Source organism: Streptosporangium sp. NPDC023963 (genome assembly GCF_040639135.1).
Classification (GTDB): domain Bacteria; phylum Actinomycetota; class Actinomycetes; order Streptosporangiales; family Streptosporangiaceae; genus Streptosporangium.
In genome coordinates, this window is sequence record NZ_JBEZZK010000001.1 from 177471 (window position 1) to 202529 (window position 25059).

A 25059-nucleotide genomic window follows, 5' to 3' on the forward strand; every position below is an offset into this window, starting at 1 on the left:
ACGCGTGCCGGTGGAAGACGTCAGCGATCTCGCGGGCCACGCCGGCACGCGTGTGACGGGAAGGGTCTGCCGTCACGAGGTCAGGCCCACCGGCGTCCGGCCCTGTCCGGGGGCCGTTGTCACTCAGTCGGTCACTCAGGAACATCACTCGGCGTTCTTTCGCCGGCCGGGAGCCGAACCTTCTTGTCGGTGACTACTGCGATCATGCCGCTCACTTGATCGAAGGAGTGGCGATGACAGAGACCCCCGAAGAGTTCCCCTGGCTCTCCGAACACGAACCACTGGGCGAGATCTACTGCGTGTCCTTCGTCCGGGATCTCTCCCCGGAGGAGGTCCTCCGCCGGTTCGGCGTCGACGAAAGCACCGTGGAGGAGGTGACGTTCGACGAACTGGACGAACGCTCGATGGAGAGCATGATGGGCGACGCCGCCGGTTGCATCGGTGCCGTGAAGGTCGGTGACTGGACCCTGGTCGTCGAACCCGGAGGATGGAAGCTCGCCGCCGACTCCGAGATCATGGCTCGGGTCTCGCGGGGAACCGAGGTCGTGTCGGTCTGCTGTCACAACTACGCCTCGGACGCCTTCGCCTACGTCGTCGACGGGCAGCCGGTCGTCTGGTTCGACCCGATGCTTCCGGACGCGCGGTCAGGCAACGATCCGGACCGCTTCGTCAAGGAGATGTGCGAAGTCGGCCTGGACCCCGACTACGACATCGACAGCGACGACTCGCACATCGACTCCCCGATAGAGCGCTCGTTCGCCCTGGCGAGCAGGATCACCGCTCTTCCCTTCTGTCCGGAGATGTTGGAGCTGCGATTCCTCGGCGCGGAACTCGTGGAGGACTGAGCTGAATGTGAACCGGGACCATGTGCCGCGATGGTTCTGCGCGCGTCGCCGGATCGGGGCGGACAGCAGCCCGAACGGCGAGTGGGCGCCCGGCCACCCGCGCGCGCCGGCCGGAGAAGCCGGCAGGGGCAGGTCCATCGCCGGTGGGGATCTCCTCGACGGAGTCAGGCCGGCCGCATTCCCGCCCCGCCCCGGTCGGGACGGGAGGGCAGACGCAGGGTGAAGCACGCGCCACCGGAGGCGGTCTCGCGGACGTCGAGGCTTCCCCGGTGGGCCAGGGCGATCTCGCGCGCGACGGCCAGGCCGAGTCCCGCGCCTCCCTGATCGCGGCCGCGGGCGCTGTCGGCGCGCGCGAACTGCTCGAAGATTCGTGCCCGGTCCGTCTCCGCGACACCCTCTCCGTCGTCGATGACGACCAGCTCGGCGTGACCGCCGTCATCGTCGACCTCGACCCGTACGCCATGGGTCGCGTGCTGCTGGGCGTTGTCCAGGAGGCTGGTGAGGGCGCGGACGATCTGGAGGGGCACGGCCCTGACGATGACGCCGGGCATCAGCCGCAGCTGGACCGGAAGGCGGTCGGACCGGCGCAGGACTTCGCGGCCGACCAGGTCGGACAGGTCGAAGTCCTCGCATTCCTCCCGCTTGCCCGCCCGCAGGCTCGCCAGGGCGAGCAGATCGCTCACGATCGACTCCAAGCGGTCGACGTTTCTGAGCGCCCGGGTGGCCAGTTCGTGGAGGTCGGTCTGCTCAGGATGCATGAGAGCTTCCTCAAGTTCCACGCGTAACCCGGCCACCGGCGTCCGGAGCTCGTGCGAGGCGTCCGCGACGAACTGACGTTGCCAGGCCTGAGCCGTCCGCCGGGCCGCTGTGGCACTCGGCGACGACGGGCCGCCAGATGATTGGACACTGTCTTCCGCGTGATCGGTCACGCACCTCAGGTGAGATCCGGACCGGTCCCGATACATTTTGCACTTCTCCTCTCTCCAGCTCTGCGCCGTCCGTCCGCCCGCCGTGTCGGCACGGCGGGCGGACGGACGGTTCGTGCGCGGTCCGCGTCAGCGGAGGGGGTCGAGGTCGGCCAGGGCGGCGGGTTGCTTGCCGGTGGTGATCTGCTCGGCCAGCAGCCTGCCTGTGATCGGGCCGTGGGCCAGGCCCCACATGCCGTGGCCCCCCGCCACGTAGACGGTGGGAGCCACCGTCGCGCCGACGAGCGGCCGTCCGTCCGGGGTGATGGGGCGGGGCCCCACCCAGACGTCGGTGCGCTCCTCCCAGCGCACGCCTCGCAGGAGCGGCCGGGCGGAGGCGACGATGGCCTTCAGCCGGGCGGGCACCTGCGGGGCGTCCGGGTCTCGGAACTCCATGGTGCCCGCCACCCGCAGCCCGTCGCGGTACGGCGTGCACGCCACCCGCTCCTCGGGCAGGTAGACGGGGCCGGGGACAGGATGGTCGACCGGCACGGTGAAGGAGTAGCCGCGGCCCGCCCGCACCGGGACACGCACGCCCCACTGCCGGGCCAGGCGGGGCAGCCAGGCGCCGGTGGCCAGCACCACCGCGTCGGCCGACAGCACGGTGCCCTTGGCCGAGCGGACGATCACCTTCCTGTCGTCGGTGCGCACCTCGTCGACCTCGACGGCGTACATGGTCGCGCCGCGTTGCATGACGGCCTTTCCCAGGGCGTGCACGAAGGCGCCCGGGTCGACGTAACGCTGGCCGTCGATCCGTACCCCCGCCGTCAGCGCCTCGCCGGCGAGCGGTACCTGCTCGGCCAGCCCGTCGCCGTCCAGCACGGTGTGCTCGACCCGCTGCCCGGCCGCCTGCAGCCTGCGCAGCTCGCGCAGCAGGCTCTCGGCCTGGCGCGGCGTACGGAACGCCGCGGTGATCGGCGCCGCGATGACGGGTGCGGACACACCGTTGGCGGCGAGCACCTCGTAGGCCTCGACGCATTCGTCGTTGAGCGGCAGGTTGGCGTGCGCGGCGCGGGTCCACGACCGCCAGTGGCTGTTGGCGGCGAAGCGGGCCAGAAAACTCCACAGACCCGGATCGAGGCTCGCGGGCACGTGCAGCGGCGCGGCCGGGTTGAGCAGCGAGCGCAGGCCGTAACGCAGGACCGCGGGTTCGTTGAGCGGGATGGCCAGACCGGGCGCGATCCAGCCGGCGTTGCCCCAGGACGCGCCGGCCGCCACCCCGCCGCGGTCGATCACGTCGACCTGGACGCCGCGCTCCTGCAGGAACCACGCGGTCGACAGGCCCACGATGCCCGCCCCCACCACGATCACCGATCGTGGCCAGTTGCCGACCATGCCAACCTCCAACCAGTACGAATGTCGATGTCATGTCCAGCATCGCCCGGGCGGCGACCAGCGACGTTGTGAGCGGACGACAATCGCGGCGCCACTGTTGTGGATCCGGCACAACGCCGGCACCGGGAACGGTGACGGGTCCTGGGCAGGTCATCGGCGGGGTTCGTCCTCCAGGGCGGCCAGCATGATGGTCATGGCCAGGCGCTGGCGGGTGTCGTCCAGGTCCAGCGGGCCGAGCTCGCCCATTTTGCGCAGCCGGTTGCGGACGGTGTTGGGATGCACCGCGAGCCGCTCGGCGGCCAGGGTGAGGTCGCCCTGGCTCTCCAGCCAGGCCCGCAGCGTGGCGACGAAGCGCGTGCCGTGACGGGTGTCGTGCCGCAGCAGCGCGCTCACCGGCCCGCGGGCCGGAGCCCGGCCGGTTCGCGCGGCCGCGCGCAGCCGTCGCAGCAGGATGTCGTCCCAGGACTCGTCGTAGGCGGGCGGGACGGCGCCGGGCTCGGCGCTCTCGTGCAGCGCCAGGCACTCGTCGGCCTCCTGGCGGCCGGCGGCCAGGTCCGCCGCCTCGGCGGGTGCGCCGATCCCGGCCGTGACGCGCACCCGGGCGGGCAGTTCGGAGTGCAGGGCCGCGATCCACTGCCTGGCCGCCTCGGCCCGCTCGGCCGGCAGGATGGTGTAGAGGGTGTCGCCGAGCAGCGCGCTGCGCCCGGGCCGGGACCAGCCGAAGCCGGTGGTGGCCTGCTCGAGGGCCAGCAGCAGCGCAGCGTGGCGATCGTCGGGGGTGTACGCGCGGACCGCGATGACGCGTATCGCCTGCGGGGCCAGGCCCAGCCGGCTGATCACCGTCGCGGCGTCGGCGCTGCCCTCCAGCAACCGGATGACCAGGTCGGACTCCACCTGCCGCTCCAGGTCGGCGCTGGCCCGGGAGCGCAGCAGATGCAGGGCGACGGTGCGCGCGCCGTCGGCCAGCGCGCGGCGGTGGGCGCCCGTCAGCGGGCCGGCGCAGCTGACCCACACCGAACCGAGCAGCTCGCGGCCGGCCCGCACCGCCACCGCCATCCGCCCGGTCAGGCCGTGCCCGGCATCGGCGGGGACGAACACCGGCTCGTCCGTCGCCGCCAGGCGGGCGAACACCTCCTGTTGCCGGAACAGCTCGCGCAGCCGTTCCGGGACCCGCCGTCCGAGGATGGTCTCCAGCCGGGCCGGATCTCCCGCCTGCTGGGAGCGGGAGTAGGCCAGTACCCGCGAGTGCCGGTCCTCGATGGTCACCGCACCGCCGATGACGTCGGCCAGGTTGTCGGCCAGGGCGAACAGGTCGGTGGGGCCGCGTCCCGAGGCGGTCTCGCGGCTCTCCAGCACCAGCCCGTACACCACGCCGGCCAGCTGACTCCAGGAGACGGCGGGGTCGGCCAGCAGCACGGCCACCCCGTACCGGCCGGCGATCGCGGCGGCCTCCCGCTCGGCGTCCGCGCCGCTCCCGCTCTCGCCGCTGGTGCCGGTTCGGGCGGGGCGTACCAGGACCGCCGTGGCCTTGGCCGCGACCGCCCACCGGACCGCCTCGGCGAGTGAGGAGGTTCCGACGGCGAGGAGCACGTCTCCCGCGACGTGGTGGTCGGTGGCGTCCGGTATCGCCACGCTGCGCAGCCAGGTCGAGCGCGCCTCAGGATGGCCGCACAGCCGCACGCCGTACCCGCCGAGCACATTCACCAGACGGTCCAATGTGATCATGGTCAGCTCCGGGTGGTCGAAGAGGGGCAGACCGCTCCGCCCCTTTCATGGTGTCAGGCGGCCTCGTGCCGTCGTTGGCAGTCGATACAGGTGCGTGCCAGCGGCCGGACCTTGAGCCGTTCGAACGGGATGGGCCCCTGGCAGTGGGCGCAGCGGCCGTAGGTGTCGGCCGCCAGCCTGTCGCAGGCCTGGGACAGCTCCGCGACGGTGCGCTCGGCAGCGGTGATCGAGACGGCCAGTTCCTGCCAGGTGCCGTCGGCGCCGTTGCTGTCCTGTTCCTGGGCCCGCAGGCCGCGCAGCTGCCTGCTGCGCTGCTCCAGCTGCTCTCGCAGGTCCTGGCGCAGAGACTGGAGCTGCACACTACTGAGATGTGATGTCGTGTGACCGTCGGCCATGATCATGTGATCCTTTCCGTGATTGATCAGGAAGGTGTCGGGGATGGAGGCCTCGCGCGGGGTCTCCTTCGCGTCGCAGCGCGTCAGCGGGCGGACGGGGCGAGGCCGGCCGCCAGGGCCGGCTGCAGGCACAGCCGCATCAGGCCGCGGACGGTGGCGTGCTGCGGCTGGGGCGCCGCGCTGACCGGGAGCCGCAGGGCGGCGCGCAGCCGGCGCAGCAGCCGCAGGCAGGCATCCGGGTCGGCCACCATGCCGTGCCGAATGGGCTGCACCACGTCCCTCCCACCGGAGGTGGACGACCGCCTCACGATGCTCGAGGGCCGGTCGGCGATCGTGGGCCCGCACACGGTCAGCGACCGGGTACGGGCGGTTCCCAGGTCGAGCGCCATCAAGCGACGGGTCGGACTCATTTCGTGCTCCCCTCTGCCGCGCGGGGTCGCGCGGCAGGAGCGGCGGACCGGCAGGCGGCGGGCCGGCGCGGAGGCTCCGGCCGCGAACGGGCGTGGACTGATGCGACAACGGCCATGACGATGATCGGCTCCTGGCTGACGCCGGTAGGAAAGATGGCAGGGCGAAAGCAGCTCGAACAAAGGAGCGGGCTTCAGACGAAGACGGCCTGCCGCCTCCCCTGCCAAGGGGACGATCGCATGACGTCTTCAGGGCGCGACGGCATGCCCGGCCCGGCGCCAGGGGAAAACCTGGATGCGGGCGCGGGGGTGCGTCGGGTGCGCGTTGTCGGACTCCGCAGCGCGCGTGGCCGCGGAGCCCGACGGGAAGACGTCGGCTAGGTCAGCGGCGGGCTGCGCGATCCCGTGGCGCGGTGAGCCGGCTGCTGAGGCTCGCGCAGCGCGTCCGCGTCCGAGCCCGGCGACGGCAGCAGCGCCAGATGTGCGGATTCGCCGTGGCGTTCGCCGCGCATGGGCGGCCACAGGGACAGCACGTGGTGCGCGCGGGCGCCGCCCGCCTGCGGCGGCAGGCTGGAAAGGTCGGCGTCCCATCCGCCGAGCTCCCACGCCGGGCCGGAGGTCGAACTCTGCGCAACCGTCGGGCCGCCGTAGCTCGCCTTGCACGAAGCGCCGGCCAGCACCAGGGACAACAGAACCAGGCCCATCACGCCGGCGAACGCGATGGACCCCTGTGGAGTTCTCCACGGTCCCGTCATGGGGCCGACCATAGCCCACCCCACCGGAAAAGGCATTTCACGGCATCGCCGGTGGTGGGCGCACCCGTGACGGCTCGGGAACGGTGGCCGCCGATACCCGCCGTCTCTTCCGGCAGCCCGTTTCTTCCGGCAGCCCGTGAGGGCTCTCATGCCACGCGCCCTCCCGGCGTGTCACGCGCCCTTCCGCATGCCACGCGCTCTCCCGGCGTGTCACGCGCCCTTCCGCATGCCACGCGCCCTTCCGGCATGTCACGCGCCCTCCCGGCGCGGTGGCGACGTTCCCTCACCGCACCGCTACCCACCGTCACCGTACCGCCACGTTCGGTCCTGGACCTGCGCGGCGGCACGCAACCTGTCTTCGGAAACCGGGACTCGCCCATGTTCGAGTCCGGTAAAGCCGTCGCGCGTGCCGCCACCCGGATGATGAGGTGGCACGGTGACCGACCATGCTGAGGTGGCGGCCGTCCGACCGTTGACACTGGCCTGGGTGAGCCGGCACCTGGAGGCCGGCGAGCGGATCGTCGGAGCCGAGGCACTGCACGGTGGCATCACTGCCGAAATGCGGAGGCTGACCATCGGCGCGCGGGACGGAGGCACCCGTGACCTGGTGCTACGGACTTTCGTCAACGTGGAGCACGCCGAGGACTGGCTGGACAGGGAGACAGGCGCCCTGACCATGCTCCCGGGGACCGGCGTGCCGGCTCCCGGACTGGTCGCGGTCGATCCGACCGCCGCGCACTGCGAGCATCCGTCGCTCCTCATGACACATCTGGCGGGCCGGGCGGTCCTCGATGATGAGGGATTGGAAGCGCGCGTCCCTCTGCTGGCCCGTCAACTCGTGGCGATCCACGCGTTGCGGCCCGCCGAGCGGCCCCGGAAGTATGCGGCGTTGACGACCGCCGACACCGTCGTGATTCCCAAGGGCGCGGACGCGGCGGCATGGGCCGCGGCGATCGACGTGATCCGCAGGCCCGTCCCGCCCTATGAAGGGCGATTCCTGCACCGGGACTTCCAGCCCGGCAACGTGCTGTTCGACGTGCCGCCCTCGCAGCCGGCGGGTGCCCGGATCACCGGCGTCGTCGACTGGGCGGCCACCTCCTGGGGCCCGGCGGATCTTGATGTGGCGCACTGCTCCGTCAATCTCGCGCTGCTGCACGGCCCCGCGTGGGGCCTGCGGTTCGCCGAGGCGTATCAGGAGGCCGGCGGGCTGCTGGCCGCAGCCGCGAGCGAGCGGTTGTACTGGCAGGTCCGGGAAGGGCCGGCGTTCTCGGAGGAATTGCAGTCGGTGGCGCGGCCGTGGCGGGAAGCGGGGAGGACAGAGCTGACGACGCGAGCGGTGGAGGAGCGGCTGGATGCCTATGTCACCGCCCTGATGGACGCGCCGGGCTGAGCCAAGATCGCCGACCGGGTGTTCGGCGGGCGACCGGAGGACCGCGACCACTGCCTGGAGGTGTTCCGCGCCCACGTCGAGAAGGCGCGGGCGACCATTCCGGCGGAAAGGCTGCCCTCGTTCAGGGGCGAGGACGGGTGGGAGCCGCCCTGTCAATTCCTGGGCGTGCCGATTCCGGATATGCCATTTCCTCAGGCGAATGAAGGGGCCGCGTTTCACCGGAAAATGCCACGTCGGCCGTTGAAGCTAATCATCCGGGGTCGAGGAAATGTCATACGCCTGAAACATAGGCCTTGCGAGGTAAATCGGTCGCCGGTATTCTGAGCCCATGGGAGCGCTCCCACTAAATGTGGAGATGTTTCGGCCCCGATTACGCGCTGACGTGCGGTGGGTCGAGTTCCCCGGGGGGGTTCATGTTCACGGGGATCACGGGGCGGCCACACTGCGCGGACCCCACGCGCTGGCCCTGCTGGAACGGCTGGCTCCACGCCTCGACGGGGCCCTGACCCTGGGCGAGCTGACCTCGGGCCTGCCCGAGGCCCAGCGCGACCTGGTCACCGGCCTGGTCGGACGGCTGGCCGACCTGCGGTTCGTCGTCGACGACACCGGGGCTCAGGCTCACGGGTTGTCCGCCGAGGAGCTGGAGACCTACGCGGCCGAGATCGCGTTCGCCGGGCACCCGGGGCGGTTCGCCCGGGTGCGGAACTCGGCGCTGCGCGTGACGGGGACCGGGGTGCTGGTCCCGGCGCTGGTCAAGTGTCTCCGGTCGGTGGGCTGGCGCGAGGTGGTGGCCTCGGGCGGGGACGTTCTGGTGCAGGTCAGCACCTCCCGGGAGGAACTTCTGGCCGGGGCGCTCGCCTGCCCCGCCGACGCGGTGCTCGCACAGGTGCTGATCTGCGACGACGAGGCCTGGCTGACCTCCGCGGGACCGCCCGGGGAGACCGACGCGGCCACCGGGTGGAGGCGGTTGTCCCTCCGCGAGGGGACGCGGGGCGACTGGTTGCGCGGCGCGGTCCCCCGCGTGCTGGCGTCCCAGGTGGCCCTGGGAGTCTTCTCTGCGGTGACGGGGATCACGGAGGCGCGACGCGCGTTCACACGCGTTGACCTGCGCAGCTTGGACAGCACGATCCACCGTTTCGCGGGGCTGCGCCGGGACCCGGCGGAGGTGTCCGGAGCCACCCGCGCGTCGCGGATACCGGCGGGCGGGGGGGACCGTAACGTCGGCGATGGGAGCCCGGAGCTTCCAGGTACGGCGGGATTCGGCGGGCACGATGCCTCGAGCGATGCGGGCGCTCGGGACCGGTTCTTCGCGCTCTGCCGTGATCTGGTGGACCCCCGGATGGGGGTGATCGCGGTGCTCGACGAGGGTGCCTATCCGCAGGGGCCGCTCTCCGTCGTGCGGGCGCTGGTCGGTGACGGCGAGGTCGTCGGGTGGGGCGCGGATCACGACACGGCGCGGTTGCGGTGTCTGCTGGCGGTGTTCGCGGCGGACTCCGGCGACGGTTTCGTCGGTGCGGGGCTGACCTGGGAGGACGCCGTCTCCGCGGCCCACCGGCAGCGGCTCGAAGCCGGGGCGGCACTGGTGGAGGCGGGAGGCGAGGTGCCCGTGCCGCAGGACGGGCCGCTCTGGCGGCAGGTCATGGCGTCCGGTGAGGTGCCGGTCGTCCGGGAGATCCCGGGGTCGGCGGTGTTGCGGTTCGAGGTGCCGGACCGCCCGCCGATCGTGTCGCTCGGGTTGCACGACGGGCTGGAGCGGGTGTTGCTGCGGGCGCAGACCGGCCTCGAACCGCCCGTGCGGTGGGCGAGCGAGGGACATCCGATCGGCGGAACCGCCGTCTCGTTGCCCGTCGACGGGCCGGCGTTCGTGGCGCGGGTGACGTCGTGATCGCCGACGTGGTGGGGTCGGGGCGGCTCTTCGAGGCGATCAGGGCGCGGGTGCGGCCGGGCGGGGTCGCCGGGGTCGTCGTGGTCGCCAGCGACGGCGACGACGTCGGGCGACGGCGTTACGGGGTGCCGTGGTTGCCCGTGCACACCGAAGCAGGACATGTCGTGATCGGTCCCACCGCCTTCCCCGGCAGGCCGGGCTGTCCCACCTGTGTGGAGCGGCGGCGCGCCGGGAACCGGGAGCACTTCCAGGTACGTCTGCGCGACCGCCCCGCCCTCCTCACCTCCCTCGTGGCCGGGACGGTCGGCGAACTGGTGGCCGAAGAGGTCGAGAACCTGCTGGCCGACCCGTCGGCCGCGCTGACGAGCGGCGCGATGCTCCGGATGCCGGTCCGGACCGGCGCGCTGGAACGCCACCCGTTCCTGCCCGACCCGTTCTGCGAGGTCTGCGGCGACCGGCCGCCCGACGGGCCGCGCCCGTTCGTCTTCACACCGCAGCCGAAGGTGTCGGGTTTCCGGGTCGCCACCCTCGACCTCGCCGACCTGGAACGCCGCTACGTCGACCCGGAGACGGGCGTCGTGCGCTCGGTGGCCGCCGACGCGCGGGACGGCGCGGTCGCCGTGGCGCGGCTGAACCCCGCGCGGGCCGCCCACGAGAGCCACCACGGGTTCGGGCGGTGCGAGGACGTGCCCGCCGCGAAGGCGACCGCCGTCGCCGAGGCACTCGAACGGCTGGCCGGGTTCTCGCCGCGCGGGCGCCGGACCACCGTCAGGGCCGCGTTCGACGACATCGCCGACCAGGCGCTCGACCCGCGCCACCTGGGGTTGTATCCCGACGACTGGTACGACCGGCCTGGTTTCTGGTTCACCCGGTTCGACCCGGCGCGGGAGACCGCCTGGGTCTGGGGCCACTCGTTCCAGCGGGGCGGGCCGGTGCTGGTGCCGGAGACGTTCGCCTACTTCGGCCCCCGGCCCGACCGGGGCTTCGCCTACGAGTGTTCCAACGGCTGCGCCCTCGGCGGGTCGCTCGCGGAGGCGATCCTCTACGGCCTGCTGGAGGTCGCCGAACGGGACGCCTTCCTGACCACCTGGTACGCCCGCCTCCCGCTCCCCCGGGTCGACCTGCGTTCGGCGCGCGACCGGCGCGTCCCGATGACCGCCCAGCGGATCGGTGACCGGCTCGGCTACGACGTCCACGCCCATGTGGTCACCCTCGAACAGGGACTGCCGGTCTTCTGGGTCACCGCCGTCGACCGGTCGGGGCGGCCGGACCGGCCGAAGGCGATGTGCGGCGGCGCTGCCCACCTCGACCCCGAACGGGCCCTGCGCCGGGCCCTGGACGAGCTGGGCCCGATGCTCGCCAATCACGTCGCCCGTTACGACGAGAGCGAGGCGGCCCGGCTGGTGGCCGACCCCGGCGAGGTGCGCCTGCTGGAACACCACCCGATGGTGTACGGGCACCCGAAGGCGTACGAGCGGCTGGAGTTCCTGTCGGACGGCGCCGAGCTGACGGTCGGCGAGCTGCCGCAGTGGCCGGCCCACGACGACCTGGCCGACGACCTGCGTGACCTGGTGGCCCGGTTCCTGGCCAGCGGCATGGACGTGATCGCCGTCGACACCACCTCGCCCGAGGCGGCGGCGGGCGGATTCGCCTGCGCGAAGGTGATCGTGCCGGGGGCGGTGCCGATGACGTTCGGCCACCACCACCGGCGGGTGCACGGCCTCCCCCGCCTGCTGACGCGGGGCCGCGCGATCGGCTACCTCGACCGCGACCTCGCGGTGGGCGATCTCAGCCCCCATCCGCACCCGTTCCCGTGAGGCGCGCGATGACGGACGCGGCAGCGCGTTACGTGGCGGCGATGGCGGATCGCGGGCCGCTCGACATCCGGTGGGACCTGGCGCCGCTCCGGCACAAACGCTATCCGTCGGCCGAATGGGCCGAACCACGGCACCCGCTGGGCGCGCTGCTCCGGGGCATGCTCGGCATCACCCGCGTGATCTGGCGGCACACGGACGCGGGCCCGATGGCGATCCCGGGCCGTCCGGCGCCCTCCGGGGGCGGCCTGTACCCGATCGAGGCCTATGTCGCCTGCCCGGATGGATTGTTCCACTACGACCCGGTCCACGAGGTCCTGGAGGTGCTGCGCACGGGTGACCACGGCCCGGCGCGGATCTGCCTGACGGCGGTCTTCTGGCGTTCCATGTTCAAGTACGGCGACTACGCCTACCGCCTGATCTGCCAGGAGATCGGCGTCCTGCGCACCCAGGCGGAGGTGGTCGCCGCCACCCTGGGCCTGACCGTCACCCCCGGCGACGCCGGCGACGCCCTCCTCGGTCTGGACGAATCTCGCGAATCCCTTCTGGCCGTCCTGCACGTGGAGCCGTACGAACGGGTCCTTCCGCCGGAGCCCGCCGACGCCCCGCGGAACTCCGGCGACCTGCCGCGGGAGACCCGGCCTCTCCCCCGGCCGTTTCCTCCGGGCGCGGCCCGCGACCTGCACCGGGCCGCGGACGCCACCTCGGGGGCGAGGCGTCCGAACCCACCGGCACGGGGCATCCGGATTCCGGCCGAAGTGGTGGATCTCCGCGACGGTCTGCGCGCACGTCACTCCCCCGTCGACGGTTTCCGCCCGGCGCCCGTCCCGCTGACGGAGATCGTCGCGATAGCCGGCCCGGCCGTCTGCCCCGGCCTGGACCTCTACCTGCTGGCCCTGCGCGTCGACGGCCTCCCGAGGGCCGCCTACCACTACGACGGCGACCTCCGGCGGATCCGCGCCGCACCGCTGGAGGAGCTGGGCGCGGCCCCCCTCGTGGCGAACACCCGGGAGGCCCTGAAGACGGCCGCCGCGGTGATCGTCCCCGTGGGCGACCCCCTGGCGGGCACCGCGCGCGACCACCGTGACCAGCTCGTGGAGACCGGCGCGTCGCTGCAGCGGGCGACGCTGGCCGCCGCCGCGCTGGGTCTCACCTCCCGCATCCACTCCGACGGCGCCGACGAGGCGACGGACCGCGTCCTGGGCCTGACGGGCCCGGCGCGGAGCCTGTCGTCCCTGCTCGTCGGCGTCCCCAGGTCCCGGGGACCAGACCTGGTCCTCCGGTTCCCCGATCCGCAGGAAGGAGGTCCGAAGGCACGTCCGCAACACACCGATCAGTGAAAGAGAAGGAGAAACGTCATGGACAAGCTCCCCCTTGACCTGTCCGGCCTGGAGGTCGAGGCGATCGACGTCCTGTCGGCCGACTCGATCGTGATGGAGGGCCACGGCGCCATCGAGACGGGCGCCTCGTCGGCGATGGGCTACTGCTCGTCGTACATGCAGGCGAACAGCTGCTGGGCGCCGGAGGCGTAGCAGGTCCCCGCCAAACGCCGAGGGCGCCCACGGCACGGGCGCCCTCGGCCACGGGATGAAGGAGTGTCCTTGTCGCGAACAGCTCAGCCCGCCGACCGAGATTACGTCGTGGCGCCCATCTTCGCCATCCGGGTGGCCGGGCTGCCCGCCGACGGGTTGCGGCGGCTGCGGTGCGAGCGCACGTGGAGACTCGTCGACGAGCTGCTCGAGGTCGCCCGCACGCTGGCGGACGAGGGCCGGGCGATGTCCGGCCCCCTGCACGAGGTGATCGGCGCGGGCGTGTTCAAGCCGGTCCTGGTGGCGCTGCGCCGCGACCTCTTCCGGGGCCGCCGCCCGGACCGGCGGGCGACCGCGCCGCAGGTGCTCGCCGCCCTCCCCGAGGAGCTGCGGGTACGGGTCCTCGCCTGGATTGCCCTCAAGGACCTCCACGACACGCTGGCGGCCGGCCTGCCCGCCGTCCACGAGGCCGAACGGCGGGAGAAGGCCGAGCTCCTGCGCGTGCTGGCCGAGGACGCGACCTTCCGCCGGGGGCTCGCGCTCGGCAGCCCGATCCTGGCCGCGCGCACGTCCCCCTCGCGCCAGGAGGCGGTCAAACTGGCCCGCTACCTGGCCCGCGCCACCATGAAGACCAGCCCCTACGCGACGTTCGCGTGGAGCGGTTTCGGCACCTGGACCGACGACGGCCCCATGGCCGCCCCGCCCGCCGACCTGACGTGGCGGGAGGTCGTCGACCTCGACCGCGCCGTGTTGCGCCCGCTCTGGATGACGTTGTCGCGGCACGCGGAGGCCGCGGAGACGCGGGTGAACCCGACCGCGTTCGAGGAGGACGGCCGCATCTGGTTCCTCGGCCCGACCGCGGCGGAACCGCTGCTCAGCGTGCCCGCGACCGAGCCGGTGAAGGCGGCGCTCGCGGAACCGGCCAGGGCGCTGGCCGACATCGGGCTGGTGGAGCTCGTGCCGCCGTACGGCGAACACGACGACGACCCGCTGACCAAGCTGGGCGTCGAGGAGGACGCGAAGGTGATCCGCGACCTGCTCGCCCCGAGGGAGATCCCGGAGCGGAACCTGTTCTGGCACAACGCCGTCATCCCCGGCGACGCGGGCCGGTGCGGCCGGGAGGCGTGGCGCCCGGCGCTCGACGACCTGAACCGGCTGCGGAAGGGGCTGGCCCTGTTCGACGGCGATCTCCCGGTGAAACTGGCCGCCGCCGACTTCTTCCTGCGCCGGTACGGCCCCGGCGCCGCCGTCCCCGTCATGAGCTTCTACCGCGCCGTCCACAGTGACCCGGGCCCGCTGCGCGATCTGGTCCGCGATCCCTTCGCGGCCGGTCCCGGCCACGCGGACCTGCGCGAACGTTTCCTGCGGACCGGCGAGCCCCCCGACGACGACCGGTTCCGCGCCCCGGGTTCGATCTGCGTCTACGCCCAGGCGCTCCCGGAGGGCCGCCTGGTCGTCAACACCGTCACCGCCGGTTACGGGAAGGGACTGTCCCGTCTCCACCACCAGCTGCGCCGGATCGGCCACGCCCCGGACGCGTCGGCGTTGCGGGCCCCGCAACGCGACACCAGGATCGCCGAGGTCACGGGCGCCCTCGGCAGCGGCCTGAACCTCCGCACCGCCACGGCCGATGTGACGATCGACTACCCGTACACCACGGGTGGAGGTCTGCACCCCTCGGCGTTGACGGTGCGGCTCGACGGTTCCCGGCTGGCGTTGTGGGCCGACGGCGGCAAGGTGCGCCCGATGCACCTGGGCATGACCGCCCAGCACTGGTTGCCACCGTGGTTGCAGTTCCTGGTCAGGGTCTTCGGCGAACCGTCGGTCGCGATGGTGCCCGGCTGGGTGTTGCGCCCCGGCCCGGTGCCGCCGCGCGGCCGGATCGACCACCTGCCCCGCCTCGACCTGGGCGTGGTCACGCTGGCCCGCGAGTGCTGGCGGCTGCGCGCCGCCGACTTCCCCTCGGGCGGCCCGCCCGCGCTGGCGTCGTGGTTGCGCGACCACGGCATGCCGCGGCGTTTCTTCGCCCGGGTCCTGGACCTGCGCGACGGCCTGCTCGCGGGCCTGCTCGGCAAACACCGCAAGCCCATGTACGTCGACGTCACCGACCCCTTCCTGCTCGACGGCCTGCGCCACGCGGCCGGGAACCCCGACGCCCTGATGGTCATAGAGGAGACCCTGCCCACCCCCGAGGACGCCCCCGTCTACCCCGGCGGTCCGCGCGTCACCGAGTACGTCATCCAGGTGAGCGCCCCGTGACCCCCTGGCAGAGCGCCCACCTGTTCCACACCGGCGACCTCGACGACCTGATCCGCGACGTCGTCACCCCGCTGGCCCGGTCGGCGAAGGCCTGCTTCTACCTGCGCTACTGGGAGTCGGGGCCCCACGTGCGGCTGCGCCTGAAAGGGGTGCCCCGCGACGAGATCAGGGCCCGGGCCGCCCGGTGGTTCGCCGACCACCCGTCGCCCGCCGTCGACGCCCCGGCCTACCGGCGGCTGGCGGCCGTGCTCGCGGAAGGGGAACGCCGCGAGAGTTACGACCCGGCCCTCCACCCGGCCGGCAGCGTGGTGTTCATCCCGTACGAGCCGGAAGAGCGCGTCTACGGAAACATGCCCGCCGTCGAACGACATTTCGGCATCTCCAGCTCCCTCGCGCTCGACGTCCTCCACGGCGCGCCCGCGATGGAACGCAGGAGTGCCGTCGGCCTCGCCGTGCTCACGCTGACGATGGCCGCCTGCCAGCCCGACCTCGCCGAAGCGGCCCGCCGCCTGCCCCCGCACGACCCCGGCGACCTCGGCGACCTCCCTGCCGCGCTGGTCACCCAGACCGAACGCCTCTGGCACCTGAAGGAAGGCCCCGGCCTGCTCGGCGCCTGGGCCGCCTCGATCAACGACCTGGCCGCGAACCTCCCTGCGACGACCGGCGACGCGGGCTCCGCCCACGCCCACCTGGCCGTCATCGGCGACGACGCACAACGGGCCCGCGTGCTGCTGCGCTGCGCCCACCTGTTCCACAACCGGATCGGCCTGCGCCCCGGCCCGGAATCGCACATCTCGACTCTCGCGGCCCGCGCGCTGGCCGCGCTGCGGAGGTGACCGCCATGTGGCACAGCGTCCACGTCTTCTACCACGAGCCGGACAAGGACCCCCTGCTCCTCGACGCCGTCCGGCCCCTGCTGGCCGACATCCGCGACCACGTCGAGGCGGCGTACGTGGTGCGCCACTGGCGGCAGGGCCCCCACCTGCGCATCAACGTGAAGACCGACCGGCGGACGTGGGAGGAGGTGGTGCGTCCCCGCGTCGGCACGGTCGTCGGCGGATGGTTGCGCGACCACCCGTCTACGTACGTGGTGGACCAGGCCGAGAGCCTGGCGCGGCACCGCCTCATGGCCGCGCGCGAGCAGGAACACGGCCCGCTCACCCCGTGGCCCGCCGACAACTCGATCGTCGAGTTCCCGTTCGACGACCGCCGCCACGTCCTGGGCGGCGACGAGGGCGTCGACCTGCTCACCGCGTTCTACAGCGACAGCACCCCGCTCCTGTTCGCGATGCTCGACCACTGCCGCGACGGCCGCGACACCAAGTCGGACCTGGCCATGGCCCTGCTCCTGACGGTCGCGCACACCTCCCACCCGATCGAGCGCAGCTACCTGTCGTTCCGGGTGCACGCCGAGGGCTACCTCACGTGGTCCAGGGATCCCGAGGCCGCGCGGCGCTCCTTCGACGAGGTGTACGGCTCCCGCCGCGCCCTGCTCACCCAACGGGTCAGGCAGGTCGTGGACACCATCGACGCAGGCGGGGACAGCCCGTTCGTCCGGGAGTGGGCGGCGCTCGTGGAGACCTACCGCGCGAGGGCCGACCGCGTGGTGCACCTGCTGCCGGCCATGGACGACACCCCGGCCGAGACGAGGGGCGAACTGCACACCCTGATGTTCGGCACCCCCGGCTACCGCCGCGACATGTTCGCCCGCCCCGACTTCCTGCGCTACCGGGTGGTGCTCAACTACACCTACCTGCACCTGACGAGGCTCGGCCTGACCCCGCTCGACCGCTTCCGCACCTGCCACCTGCTCGCGAACGCGGTCGAGGAGGTCTACGGCGTCTCCGGCCTGGAGTCGATGCGCCGCTACGCCTCCGGCTAGCGGGACGGATCACCCGGCCGGCAGGCCCTTCATGCGGCCGGCCTCGATCCGCTGCCCCGTGACGATGCCGGTGGCCAGGGTGCGCATCAGCCGGCCGCGGCCGCCCTTGGGCTGTTCGCCCGCCATCGTGATCGCGCCCTCGTGGTGGCGGATCATCACCGTCAGGAGGCGACACGACCGGCGGGCCCGAACCGGCGACCACGGGGCGCCGGTCGTCGCCGGGCGTGCACGTCTACCGACACGAGATCGGGCCCGCCCTCACCAAAGGACGTCCAGGCCATGAACAAGATCTTCAAGAAGCGCAGGACATCCGCGTAACCCTCTGGTTCCCCGTTTGGCTCCCGAAGACCGGCAAAGGGGCCTCGGATAACCTCCGAAACCCCTGCCGACCAGCAAAAACCTGGTCGGGACGACAGGATTTGAACCTGCGACCCCTTGACCCCCAGCCACGAGTTGGGTGTCCGGGGAGATCTGAGGACATCGAACGGGGAGCCTTCTACCTGGGAAAACCTCCGGGAAGGTCGGAGGCAGTCGGAGCCGGTTTGAAGGCGTTGGCTTCCCAAACTGGCCCGCTTGACCCGGTTGGCCGCCGCACTCGTCAGCGACGATCAGCCTCGTAGACTCTTGACCGGTCAGAAGATCCCCAAAGCATCCCACCCCCGGTCCAGCTTACGAGCGTCCGAGATCGTCACCCTCTTGTGGTTGGAGTTACCGCCCAGGGCTCGCTGTCCACCATAGGGACGGGTATTCCGCTCGTGATCGTCGAGCACCCAGCGCCTGAACTCCGTTTCAGAGACGATGTAGTAGTCGCCGTCGTCAGGAATCTTGTCCCCTTCCGTATCAACGAGGATGCGGAAATCCGCTTTGGGATCACTGTCCTTCGGCAGACCAGGCTGCCAGTCCCCACTCCGTCTCATGTTCACGCGGATAGCGACCTTAAGCTGGCCCTTCTCCCGTCCTGCCATGACAAGGGAAGGAGGCTTGATGACTACATCTGCCCATGCACCGCGGTGGCAGATCTCAGCGGCGACGCAGAACACGGCCCTGAGATTGGCCTGCTGCTTACTCGATGCATAGGTCATGTTTGGACCATACTTCGCGAAGCAGTCAATGTCACGGTTCATGAAGGTTGGCCGGCGGGCCGGATTCTAATTTCACAGGATCGTGACCTGCCCCGGAACCGGCGACATGGCTTCTGATCTACAAAAAAGCGACCGTTGTTTCACACTGCTTGCCACTGTGTACGGACGCCATGTGTCCTTGGCGAACGTTTATCAGTAAATTGTTTTTGCTGAGCGTATCTGCCATCGAGTTGATACCGCCGTCGCGAGCGATGCCCTCGATTTTTCTGAGCAGCAAAAGCCTTTGGTGGCAACAAATTTGCGAAACGAAGGTCGACCGCCAAGGGCTGCAGGTTTCGGACGAAGGTCCATCGGAATTTCGCCGTTACGGCCCAGCCGTAAGCACGACGTAATCCGTGATCGGGTTCATAACCTGCTGACCGTGTTGAGCGAGGTCGCCGCCAGCGGGCCACTCCCCCGGTGGACTTGGGGCAAAGAAGGCCAGGGCAGGATTTCGACATCCGGTCAGAAGCCCAAAGGTGGTGAGCTCACTGAAGTTCAGCGGACCTCCAACGCGGTCATCCAGAGCATCCATAGCGTTTGAACGTGCGAACTCCCTGCTCAAGACCATGTTCAAAGCGCTACACCGAGCGAGTTTTCCCTCAAGCGCATCACCGAGATCGTCACCGCGATGTTCACTCTTCTCCGTGTGGAGCACCGCCCAAACCATCTGAACTCCCTTACCAGTCGTGACGATCACTTACCCATAAGGGCTCACCAGGCTAAAAACCTGAAGTTAGCTTACCGCTGCTCCGAGATGAGCCAGGAGCAAGGGTAGTTACTCTGTGTTTCCTCCTCGAATCGAGGGGATCTTCCTTCTTGACCGCTATGGCGCGCTTATGTCACGATCATGTCTGATTACTCCGTGACTAACAGGAAGGTGTTAGTGACAAGACAACTGGAGAACAGCGGAGCATGGCTTTCTTATCGCCGCACCGCCTCCCTCGTGGCCCTCACAGTGGCCGCATCGCTTCTGACAGCTCCCGCGCTGGCCAAACCAACTCCGTCGGAAACAAATCCTCCTTCTCATCGGGCGGCCGATCCAATAGTTGGTTCCAAGATGGAGGCCAAGCAGCAGAACAAACGGGCCGAAATCGAGAGCCTACGGACTGAAACCTCGACCACGTATGCCAATCCCGATGGAAAAACCCTTCGCACCGAAATGCACGCCCGGCCAATCCGATTAAAGAAGGATGGCACGTGGCATCCGGTGGACACATCCCTTATATCCGAAAATGGGGTTGTCAGACCCCGCTCCACCACATCAGGACTGGTTTTATCCAACGGCAAGAGCAAACAACTACTGGGACCGGCTGACAAACGCGCGACACCCGGACAGAAAGGCGCCGTCTTCGCTCTGGCCGAGTTGCCCACCCCAAAAATAACTGGAAGTCAGGCCGAATATCCTTCGGTATTCGGCCGCAACATCGATCTGGTTGTCAAATCCACCCCCACTGGATTCTCTCAGCAGATCTTGATAAGAGAACACCCTACCGGACCTCTATCGCTACAGGTCCCCCTTCAGTTACCCATTGGGTTCTCGCTGCAGAACAGCAAGACATCGGGCTCATTGACACTGACAAGGGGTAAGGGAACAAAAACCGAGAAGATCACCGTCCCCCCCGCATTAATTCAGGACGCGGTCGCAGTCAACCCCGCAAGTGATCCCGATGCCGGCAAGGTAGGTAGGGCCGGCTTGTCGGTGAAGCAGGCAGGGCAACAGGCCGTCATAACCTTTGCTCCGGATCAGGCGTTCCTCTCCGACCCGTCCGTCACATACCCAGTCACAATCAGCGCAGTGGACACGGACTGGTGGGAGGCGTCCTATGTCGAGGACACGTTCATCAACAATGCCGAATACAACGACAGCTGGTACAACTTCAATATAGACAGGATCCTGGCGGGCAAGTCGAACAGCGGATCGGTTTATTGGCGTAGCTACATTCGCTTCGAGGACATTCCCGCAGACTCTCCGCTACGTGGTGCTCGGGTCCAAAACGCAGACCTAACGCTGTGGAACCACCTGTCCAGCGACTGTTGAACCTCCGTCGGATCAGGCGTGAAGATCCGTCGCATAACTGGGGCCTGGGACGAGCTAACGCTGCTGTGGAGCAACCAGCCAGCAGTCACCAACACGGGAGCCGTCACCGAATACCCCGCATACAGCCCTGACTGCACAAGTTCGGCAGCCGGTTGGGCCGGCAAAGAGTGGGATCTCCCTTACTCCGTCAATGCCATCGCTCAGGCTTGGGCTGATGGTGCACCCAACTATGGTTTCCAACTTACGGCTGGAAATGAAGGGGACGCCCGTAATTGGCGCCGCTACCGTACCAAAGAATATGGAGGGTGCAATCCACCACCGGCCCAGGCATGTTTAGGAACTCCACACGAGCCTCTGTTCACTGTGGACTATGAGCCGCCGATAGATGCCACGGCGTATACCCGTGCGGATGCCCCCATACCCACCACCTACGAGGAAGTCCGCGCGCTGGCCAACGATCCAATCGGATCACGGGCAGAAGTAAGCCAGCCTATTCCCGCAACAATAACTCTTGAAGAAGCTCAAGCACGAAGGACTTCGACGAGCCAGGAAGTCGTGACTCCCACGGATGACCTGCTCGACCCTGATCCGGAACCGACACCGACTCCGACACCGACTCCCGAGCCGACACCGACACCGACTCCGACACCGACTCCCGAGCCAACACCGACACCGACTCCGACGGGTCTTGTTGCGGCCTACGGCATGGACGAGGGCACGGGTACGGTCATCGGCGATGCCTCCGGACAGGGCAACACAGGTGCGGCCACCGCCGTCACCTGGGCGACGGCCGGCAAGTACGGCAAGGCGTTGTCGTTCAACGGCACCTCCAGCTGGGTCACCGTCCCCGATGCCAGTTCCCTGCGACTCTCCACCGCGACAACGCTGTCGGCCTGGGTCAGACCCACCACGGTCACCAACTGGCGCACCATAGTGTTGAAGGAGCATCTAGCAGGTTCCGGCGCCTCCTACGGCCTATACGCCTCCAACGGCATCGCGCCATCAGGATGGTTCCAGACCAACGCCGAGGACGTGACGAGAGTCGACGGCCCCTCGGCATTGCCTGTCAACACCTGGAACCATGTGGCGGTGACCTACGACGGCACCACCGCGCGACTGCACGTCAACGGAACCCAGGTCAGCCAGACCCCTGTCAGCGGCGCACTCCACGACGACGGTGGCGTACTGCGTATCGGCGGCAACAGCGTATGGGGCGAATACTTCACCGGCACCCTGGACGAGGTACGGATCTACAACCGGGCACAATCCCAAACAGAGATCCAAACCGACATGAACACCGCTGTTAACACATCACCTCCGGATCCGGATCCGGATCCGACTCCGACGGGTCTTGTTGCGGCCTACGGCATGGACGAGGGCACGGGTACGGTCATCGGCGATGCCTCCGGACAGGGCAACACAGGTGCGGCCACCGCCGTCACCTGGGCGACGGCCGGCAAGTACGGCAAGGCGTTGTCGTTCAACGGCACCTCCAGCTGGGTCACCGTCCCCGATGCCAGTTCCCTGCGACTCTCCACCGCGACAACGCTGTCGGCCTGGGTCAGACCCACCACGGTCACCAACTGGCGCACCATAGTGTTGAAGGAGCATCTAGCAGGTTCCGGCGCCTCCTACGGCCTATACGCCTCCAACGGCATCGCGCCATCAGGATGGTTCCAGACCAACGCCGAGGACGTGACGAGAGTCGACGGCCCCTCGGCATTGCCTGTCAACACCTGGAACCATGTGGCGGTGACCTACGACGGCACCACCGCGCGACTGCACGTCAACGGAACCCAGGTCAGCCAGACCCCTGTCAGCGGCGCACTCCACGACGACGGTGGCGTACTGCGTATCGGCGGCAACAGCGTATGGGGCGAATACTTCACCGGCACCCTGGACGAGGTACGGATCTACAACCGGGCACAATCCCAAACAGAGATCCAAACCGACATGAACACCGCTATCGGCGAAGTTGTTGCCGCGCTGGCTCGTCGGTCGGCTCCGGCTGACCTCCGCGCCGACAACGCGACCTTGTCCGCGGCCAGCACCTCTCTATTGGCCCCGCGCGACCGCATCACTCCCCATGAGTGCTTCGAGCACCAGGAGCAGGCAGACCGTGAGGAAGGCTGGGTCAAGAACCGTTTTGCCTGGTGTCAGATCGGCAAATACACTGCCTTCAGGGCGATCCCCCAGGAGCCGGTTCAATACTCAGAGATCAATGTAATGCTGATTGGTGCTACATTCCGAAACACAGGCACCAGAAATGTTCCTCCCCAAGCAGCGACCGGTCGTGACATCGTCGTGGACGTTTACGTGTACGACGTCGAGACTTCTGGTCCGCTTCCTCCGACCAAGCTTTTCTTGCTCGGGATGGACATCGGCAACAAGCCACACTGCAATCACATCCAGACGTGGCAAGGTAATCCAATCACAAACCATCGGACCAAGACGATCGCCGATTGGAAACTGGGCAAGAGTTCAATCGTTCCCGCCTTCCAAGCCAGGCTTCACTGCGACCTTGAGCACGCTCCCACCGACAATGGGCACTTCATGGTGGCAACAAAGTTCGAGCACTACGCAAGATATCCCAACTGGCCACTGATAAGGGCTTACAATCGAGGCGATCACGCGGTTGTCAGGTGTGACTCTTCAAGTGACATCAACTCCGACGGCGGCTGCATCTTCAATGACGTACTGTCATCTGTTCTCCTGAAACGGGGGCAGGGTTACGACAAGGCATATGCACATTACTGGAAAGCCTGTTACAACAGTGCGGACACATATCCTCACTCTTCAGAGGCAACTAAAGGGCTCCCAGGGTGCGCCACCTACTCAAGCAACAAACCTCCACCTTCCGATAGTCGCCTGCATCGCGTACGCGAGCCGCACCAAGGAAATAATAACGCCAGAGCACAATTGCGCTGCAACAGTCTATGGCCGAACTACACTACTCCCGGGCTCGAGTGCGATGAATACCCCTTCGCTTCGACAAAGGAGCGATCCGCCGCCACAGACCAAGCGCGACGCTTCTCCGTCTGCACCATCCCAGGGACCGGTGGGGATGACAACGGAGTGGCCGGACGAGCCCTGAACAGATTTTATCTCAACGAGCGCATCATAACCGGCGACGAATACTTCCTACGTTTCAACACGCACCTAGACGGGCAAAACGAACGCCCGGCAGCACCTACGCGGAATCAGCTTTGCGGAACTGCTGACCCCAACTCGGAGTACGAACATTAGAGTCCGCCCGTTGCCGCAGGCCTGTAGGCCTGCGGCAACGGGCGGACATTGAAAACCGACTGGAAAGAAAATAAAGTGGAACTGCATGAAGCAAGCGATCACTATCTTCAACTTCTTGAGCAGCATCGATGGCTGGGGAACGGTCTTTCCTGGACCGTTATCCAGCCCGTAGGCGACTCAACCCCATCAATCCATGAGATATCATCAAGACTAACGGGCGGCGGCAATCCCGAAGTTCGAAAAATAGAGGTCCAAGGGCAGGATCTCTACCCAATGGAAGTTGTCTTCTTTGGACAGTGCAATGGTTTGATCATTCTACTTCAGACGGACGGAGGATCATACGCAAGTTCCCCTGAAGTGATGCATTGGCTGAGCGAAGACGCCCGGGTGTGGAATGTTTCCTGGCAGACAAACGGCTCCGGAAAGTTCTCTCATGCGGTATACGGACAAACTCTGGTAAGAGTTCCGGAGCTGAATATGGGAAATATTACCGGGACGGATATCGGCGCTCTCGTCGATGAGATCGGACCGATGCAGCAGGCGGCAGCCGTCGACTTGACCGAAGCAGCGACTCTAAAAGAGGCATGGGCACGCAAAACGGCAGCGATGGCTGTTGTTGAACTTTCCACCGGTATGCGACTGGATGAGGAGTGGCTGAGTAATCCACGGTCAGCTTTTATAATAGACCAACCTATCCGTGTTCCATTGGAGCCATTGGCATTCGGACATTTCGATCCCGACCTCGACTCACGGCTCCGCCTGGCACCCGAAGCCGTTCGGCGCAAGGTTCTGCTTCTCGTGGTCCAGCATCTCAGCGGAACACACAATATAGATAGCGAGCTGTTCGCATCTGCGATGGAAGAGGTCCGGCACGGCGACCCGCTAGGTCAACAGTCGCGAGAAGACCTATTGGACGCACAGATCGAATGGGGCGAGGAGGCGGCCGGACCTCTAGTCCAAGAAGGATTTGAATCAGATCCCGCAAGGCTTCGCCTGGCCGCCTTGATGGCGGTCAGGCATGCACTTATCGAAGCGGGAGATCAAGCCGATAGATTCCAGTCCCTTACCTATGCAAGGCATGCTCTTGGGTCTGAGTGGCCGCCGTTCCGTGCGACGATCAGGGCCTCGTTGAGACTGGGATGATCCAGGCTGATCGAATGGATGACATCCCGTGCGGCGCGCCACTGTCCGCGCCTCTGCCAGCGGGCAGGACGGTGGGACCTGACGTGGGGCGATCAGCCCGACATCCGGCCCATCGTCGTAGATCAGGGCGGAGGCGGGCTAAGAGGTCGTCTCATTTGGTGAGGCGGCGGTAGCAAATGAGCGCGGCGGCGAGGCCGACGAAGGACAGGAAATGGTCGGCTCGCCGCTCGTAGCGGCGATGCTATCGGCGATAGCCGGCCAACCAGGCCATGGTCCGTTCGATCACCCAGCGGTGACGGCCCAGCCGCTCGCTAGACGAGTA

Annotated in this window: 21 protein-coding genes and 2 pseudogenes; 14 read left to right on the plus strand and 9 right to left on the minus strand. The window is 68.4% G+C overall.

Annotated elements, in window-relative coordinates; genetic code table 11:
* Nucleotides 1–233 precede the first annotated feature (233 nt).
* Nucleotides 234–845, plus strand: a complete 612-nt coding sequence (locus tag AB0F88_RS00730) for a DUF6461 domain-containing protein (protein WP_362675854.1) — start codon at nucleotides 234–236, stop codon at nucleotides 843–845.
* Between the two features lie 164 nt (nucleotides 846–1009).
* On the opposite strand, the gene AB0F88_RS00735 is transcribed toward AB0F88_RS00730, so the two are convergent.
* From AB0F88_RS00735 to AB0F88_RS00760, 6 genes are all read right to left on the minus strand, one after another.
* Nucleotides 1010–1810, minus strand: a complete 801-nt coding sequence (locus AB0F88_RS00735; protein WP_362675857.1) for a HAMP domain-containing sensor histidine kinase — start codon at nucleotides 1808–1810, stop codon at nucleotides 1010–1012.
* Nucleotides 1811–1900: 90 nt separating this feature from the next.
* On the minus strand, nucleotides 1901–3145 hold the full coding sequence (locus AB0F88_RS00740; protein ID WP_362675860.1) for an FAD-dependent oxidoreductase: 1245 nt from the start codon (nucleotides 3143–3145) through the stop codon (nucleotides 1901–1903).
* A gap of 150 nt (nucleotides 3146–3295) precedes the next feature.
* The gene (locus tag AB0F88_RS00745; RefSeq protein WP_362675863.1) at nucleotides 3296–4870 is read right to left on the minus strand and encodes a helix-turn-helix domain-containing protein; all 1575 of its coding nucleotides are present in this window, start codon (nucleotides 4868–4870) and stop codon (nucleotides 3296–3298) included.
* Nucleotides 4871–4923: 53 nt separating this feature from the next.
* Nucleotides 4924–5229 (minus strand): TraR/DksA C4-type zinc finger protein, encoded by a 306-nt coding sequence (locus tag AB0F88_RS00750; protein ID WP_362675865.1) that lies wholly within the window; start codon nucleotides 5227–5229, stop codon nucleotides 4924–4926.
* A 119-nt stretch (nucleotides 5230–5348) separates the two neighbouring features.
* Entirely contained in the window at nucleotides 5349–5675 is a 327-nt protein-coding gene (locus AB0F88_RS00755) for a hypothetical protein (RefSeq protein ID WP_362675868.1), read from the minus strand.
* A gap of 374 nt (nucleotides 5676–6049) precedes the next feature.
* The gene (locus AB0F88_RS00760) at nucleotides 6050–6427 is read right to left on the minus strand and encodes a hypothetical protein (protein WP_362675871.1); all 378 of its coding nucleotides are present in this window, start codon (nucleotides 6425–6427) and stop codon (nucleotides 6050–6052) included.
* Nucleotides 6428–6914: 487 nt separating this feature from the next.
* Here AB0F88_RS00760 and AB0F88_RS00765 point away from each other — a divergent pair, with 487 nt between their 5' ends.
* The 9 genes from AB0F88_RS00765 (at nucleotide 6915) to AB0F88_RS00805 (ending at nucleotide 17186) form a co-directional block, all read left to right on the plus strand.
* Complete coding sequence (locus tag AB0F88_RS00765) at nucleotides 6915–7817, plus strand: phosphotransferase (RefSeq protein WP_362675874.1); 903 nt, start codon at nucleotides 6915–6917, stop codon at nucleotides 7815–7817.
* An 18-nt stretch (nucleotides 7818–7835) separates the two neighbouring features.
* Nucleotides 7836–8141, plus strand: a complete 306-nt coding sequence (locus tag AB0F88_RS00770; protein ID WP_362675877.1) for a sulfotransferase — start codon at nucleotides 7836–7838, stop codon at nucleotides 8139–8141.
* Between the two features lie 58 nt (nucleotides 8142–8199).
* The gene (locus AB0F88_RS00775) at nucleotides 8200–9702 is read left to right on the plus strand and encodes a hypothetical protein (protein ID WP_362675880.1); all 1503 of its coding nucleotides are present in this window, start codon (nucleotides 8200–8202) and stop codon (nucleotides 9700–9702) included.
* Nucleotides 9699–11519 (plus strand): TOMM precursor leader peptide-binding protein, encoded by a 1821-nt coding sequence (locus AB0F88_RS00780; protein WP_362675883.1) that lies wholly within the window; start codon nucleotides 9699–9701, stop codon nucleotides 11517–11519. Before AB0F88_RS00775 ends, AB0F88_RS00780 begins: the two co-directional genes overlap by 4 nt.
* A gap of 8 nt (nucleotides 11520–11527) precedes the next feature.
* A complete protein-coding gene (locus AB0F88_RS00785; protein ID WP_362675885.1) occupies nucleotides 11528–12856 on the plus strand; it encodes a hypothetical protein in 1329 nt (442 codons plus the stop codon).
* 18 nt (nucleotides 12857–12874) lie between these two features.
* On the plus strand, nucleotides 12875–13048 hold the full coding sequence (locus AB0F88_RS00790; RefSeq protein ID WP_156046007.1) for a hypothetical protein: 174 nt from the start codon (nucleotides 12875–12877) through the stop codon (nucleotides 13046–13048).
* A gap of 69 nt (nucleotides 13049–13117) precedes the next feature.
* Nucleotides 13118–15304 (plus strand): lantibiotic dehydratase, encoded by a 2187-nt coding sequence (locus AB0F88_RS00795; RefSeq protein ID WP_362675889.1) that lies wholly within the window; start codon nucleotides 13118–13120, stop codon nucleotides 15302–15304.
* Complete coding sequence (locus AB0F88_RS00800) at nucleotides 15301–16140, plus strand: lantibiotic dehydratase C-terminal domain-containing protein (protein WP_362675892.1); 840 nt, start codon at nucleotides 15301–15303, stop codon at nucleotides 16138–16140. The genes AB0F88_RS00795 and AB0F88_RS00800 overlap by 4 nt, the downstream gene beginning before the upstream one ends.
* A 5-nt stretch (nucleotides 16141–16145) precedes the next feature.
* Complete coding sequence (locus AB0F88_RS00805) at nucleotides 16146–17186, plus strand: thiopeptide maturation pyridine synthase (RefSeq protein ID WP_362675895.1); 1041 nt, start codon at nucleotides 16146–16148, stop codon at nucleotides 17184–17186.
* 9 nt (nucleotides 17187–17195) lie between these two features.
* Here AB0F88_RS00805 and AB0F88_RS00810 read toward each other — a convergent pair whose 3' ends face one another.
* Together AB0F88_RS00810 and AB0F88_RS00815 are read right to left on the minus strand one after the other, a co-directional pair.
* Complete coding sequence (locus AB0F88_RS00810) at nucleotides 17196–17342, minus strand: DUF305 domain-containing protein (protein WP_362675898.1); 147 nt, start codon at nucleotides 17340–17342, stop codon at nucleotides 17196–17198.
* Nucleotides 17343–17818: 476 nt separating this feature from the next.
* A complete protein-coding gene (locus AB0F88_RS00815) occupies nucleotides 17819–18268 on the minus strand; it encodes a hypothetical protein (protein ID WP_362675901.1) in 450 nt (149 codons plus the stop codon).
* 925 nt (nucleotides 18269–19193) lie between these two features.
* On the opposite strand from AB0F88_RS00815, the gene AB0F88_RS00820 reads away from it, so the two are divergent.
* The 4 genes and pseudogenes from AB0F88_RS00820 (at nucleotide 19194) to AB0F88_RS00835 (ending at nucleotide 24737) form a co-directional block, all read left to right on the plus strand.
* A complete protein-coding gene (locus AB0F88_RS00820; protein WP_362675904.1) occupies nucleotides 19194–20348 on the plus strand; it encodes a hypothetical protein in 1155 nt (384 codons plus the stop codon).
* An 18-nt stretch (nucleotides 20349–20366) separates the two neighbouring features.
* Nucleotides 20367–20654 (plus strand): annotated as a pseudogene (locus AB0F88_RS00825) (DNRLRE domain-containing protein); the annotation flags it as partial.
* Between the two features lie 399 nt (nucleotides 20655–21053).
* On the plus strand, nucleotides 21054–23594 hold the full coding sequence (locus AB0F88_RS00830) for a LamG-like jellyroll fold domain-containing protein (RefSeq protein ID WP_362677881.1): 2541 nt from the start codon (nucleotides 21054–21056) through the stop codon (nucleotides 23592–23594).
* A gap of 48 nt (nucleotides 23595–23642) precedes the next feature.
* The gene (locus AB0F88_RS00835) at nucleotides 23643–24737 is read left to right on the plus strand and encodes a hypothetical protein (protein ID WP_362675907.1); all 1095 of its coding nucleotides are present in this window, start codon (nucleotides 23643–23645) and stop codon (nucleotides 24735–24737) included.
* 151 nt (nucleotides 24738–24888) lie between these two features.
* On the opposite strand, the pseudogene AB0F88_RS00840 reads toward AB0F88_RS00835, so the two are convergent.
* Nucleotides 24889–25053, minus strand: a pseudogene (locus AB0F88_RS00840) (transposase); the annotation flags it as partial.
* Nucleotides 25054–25059: the final 6 nt, after the last annotated feature.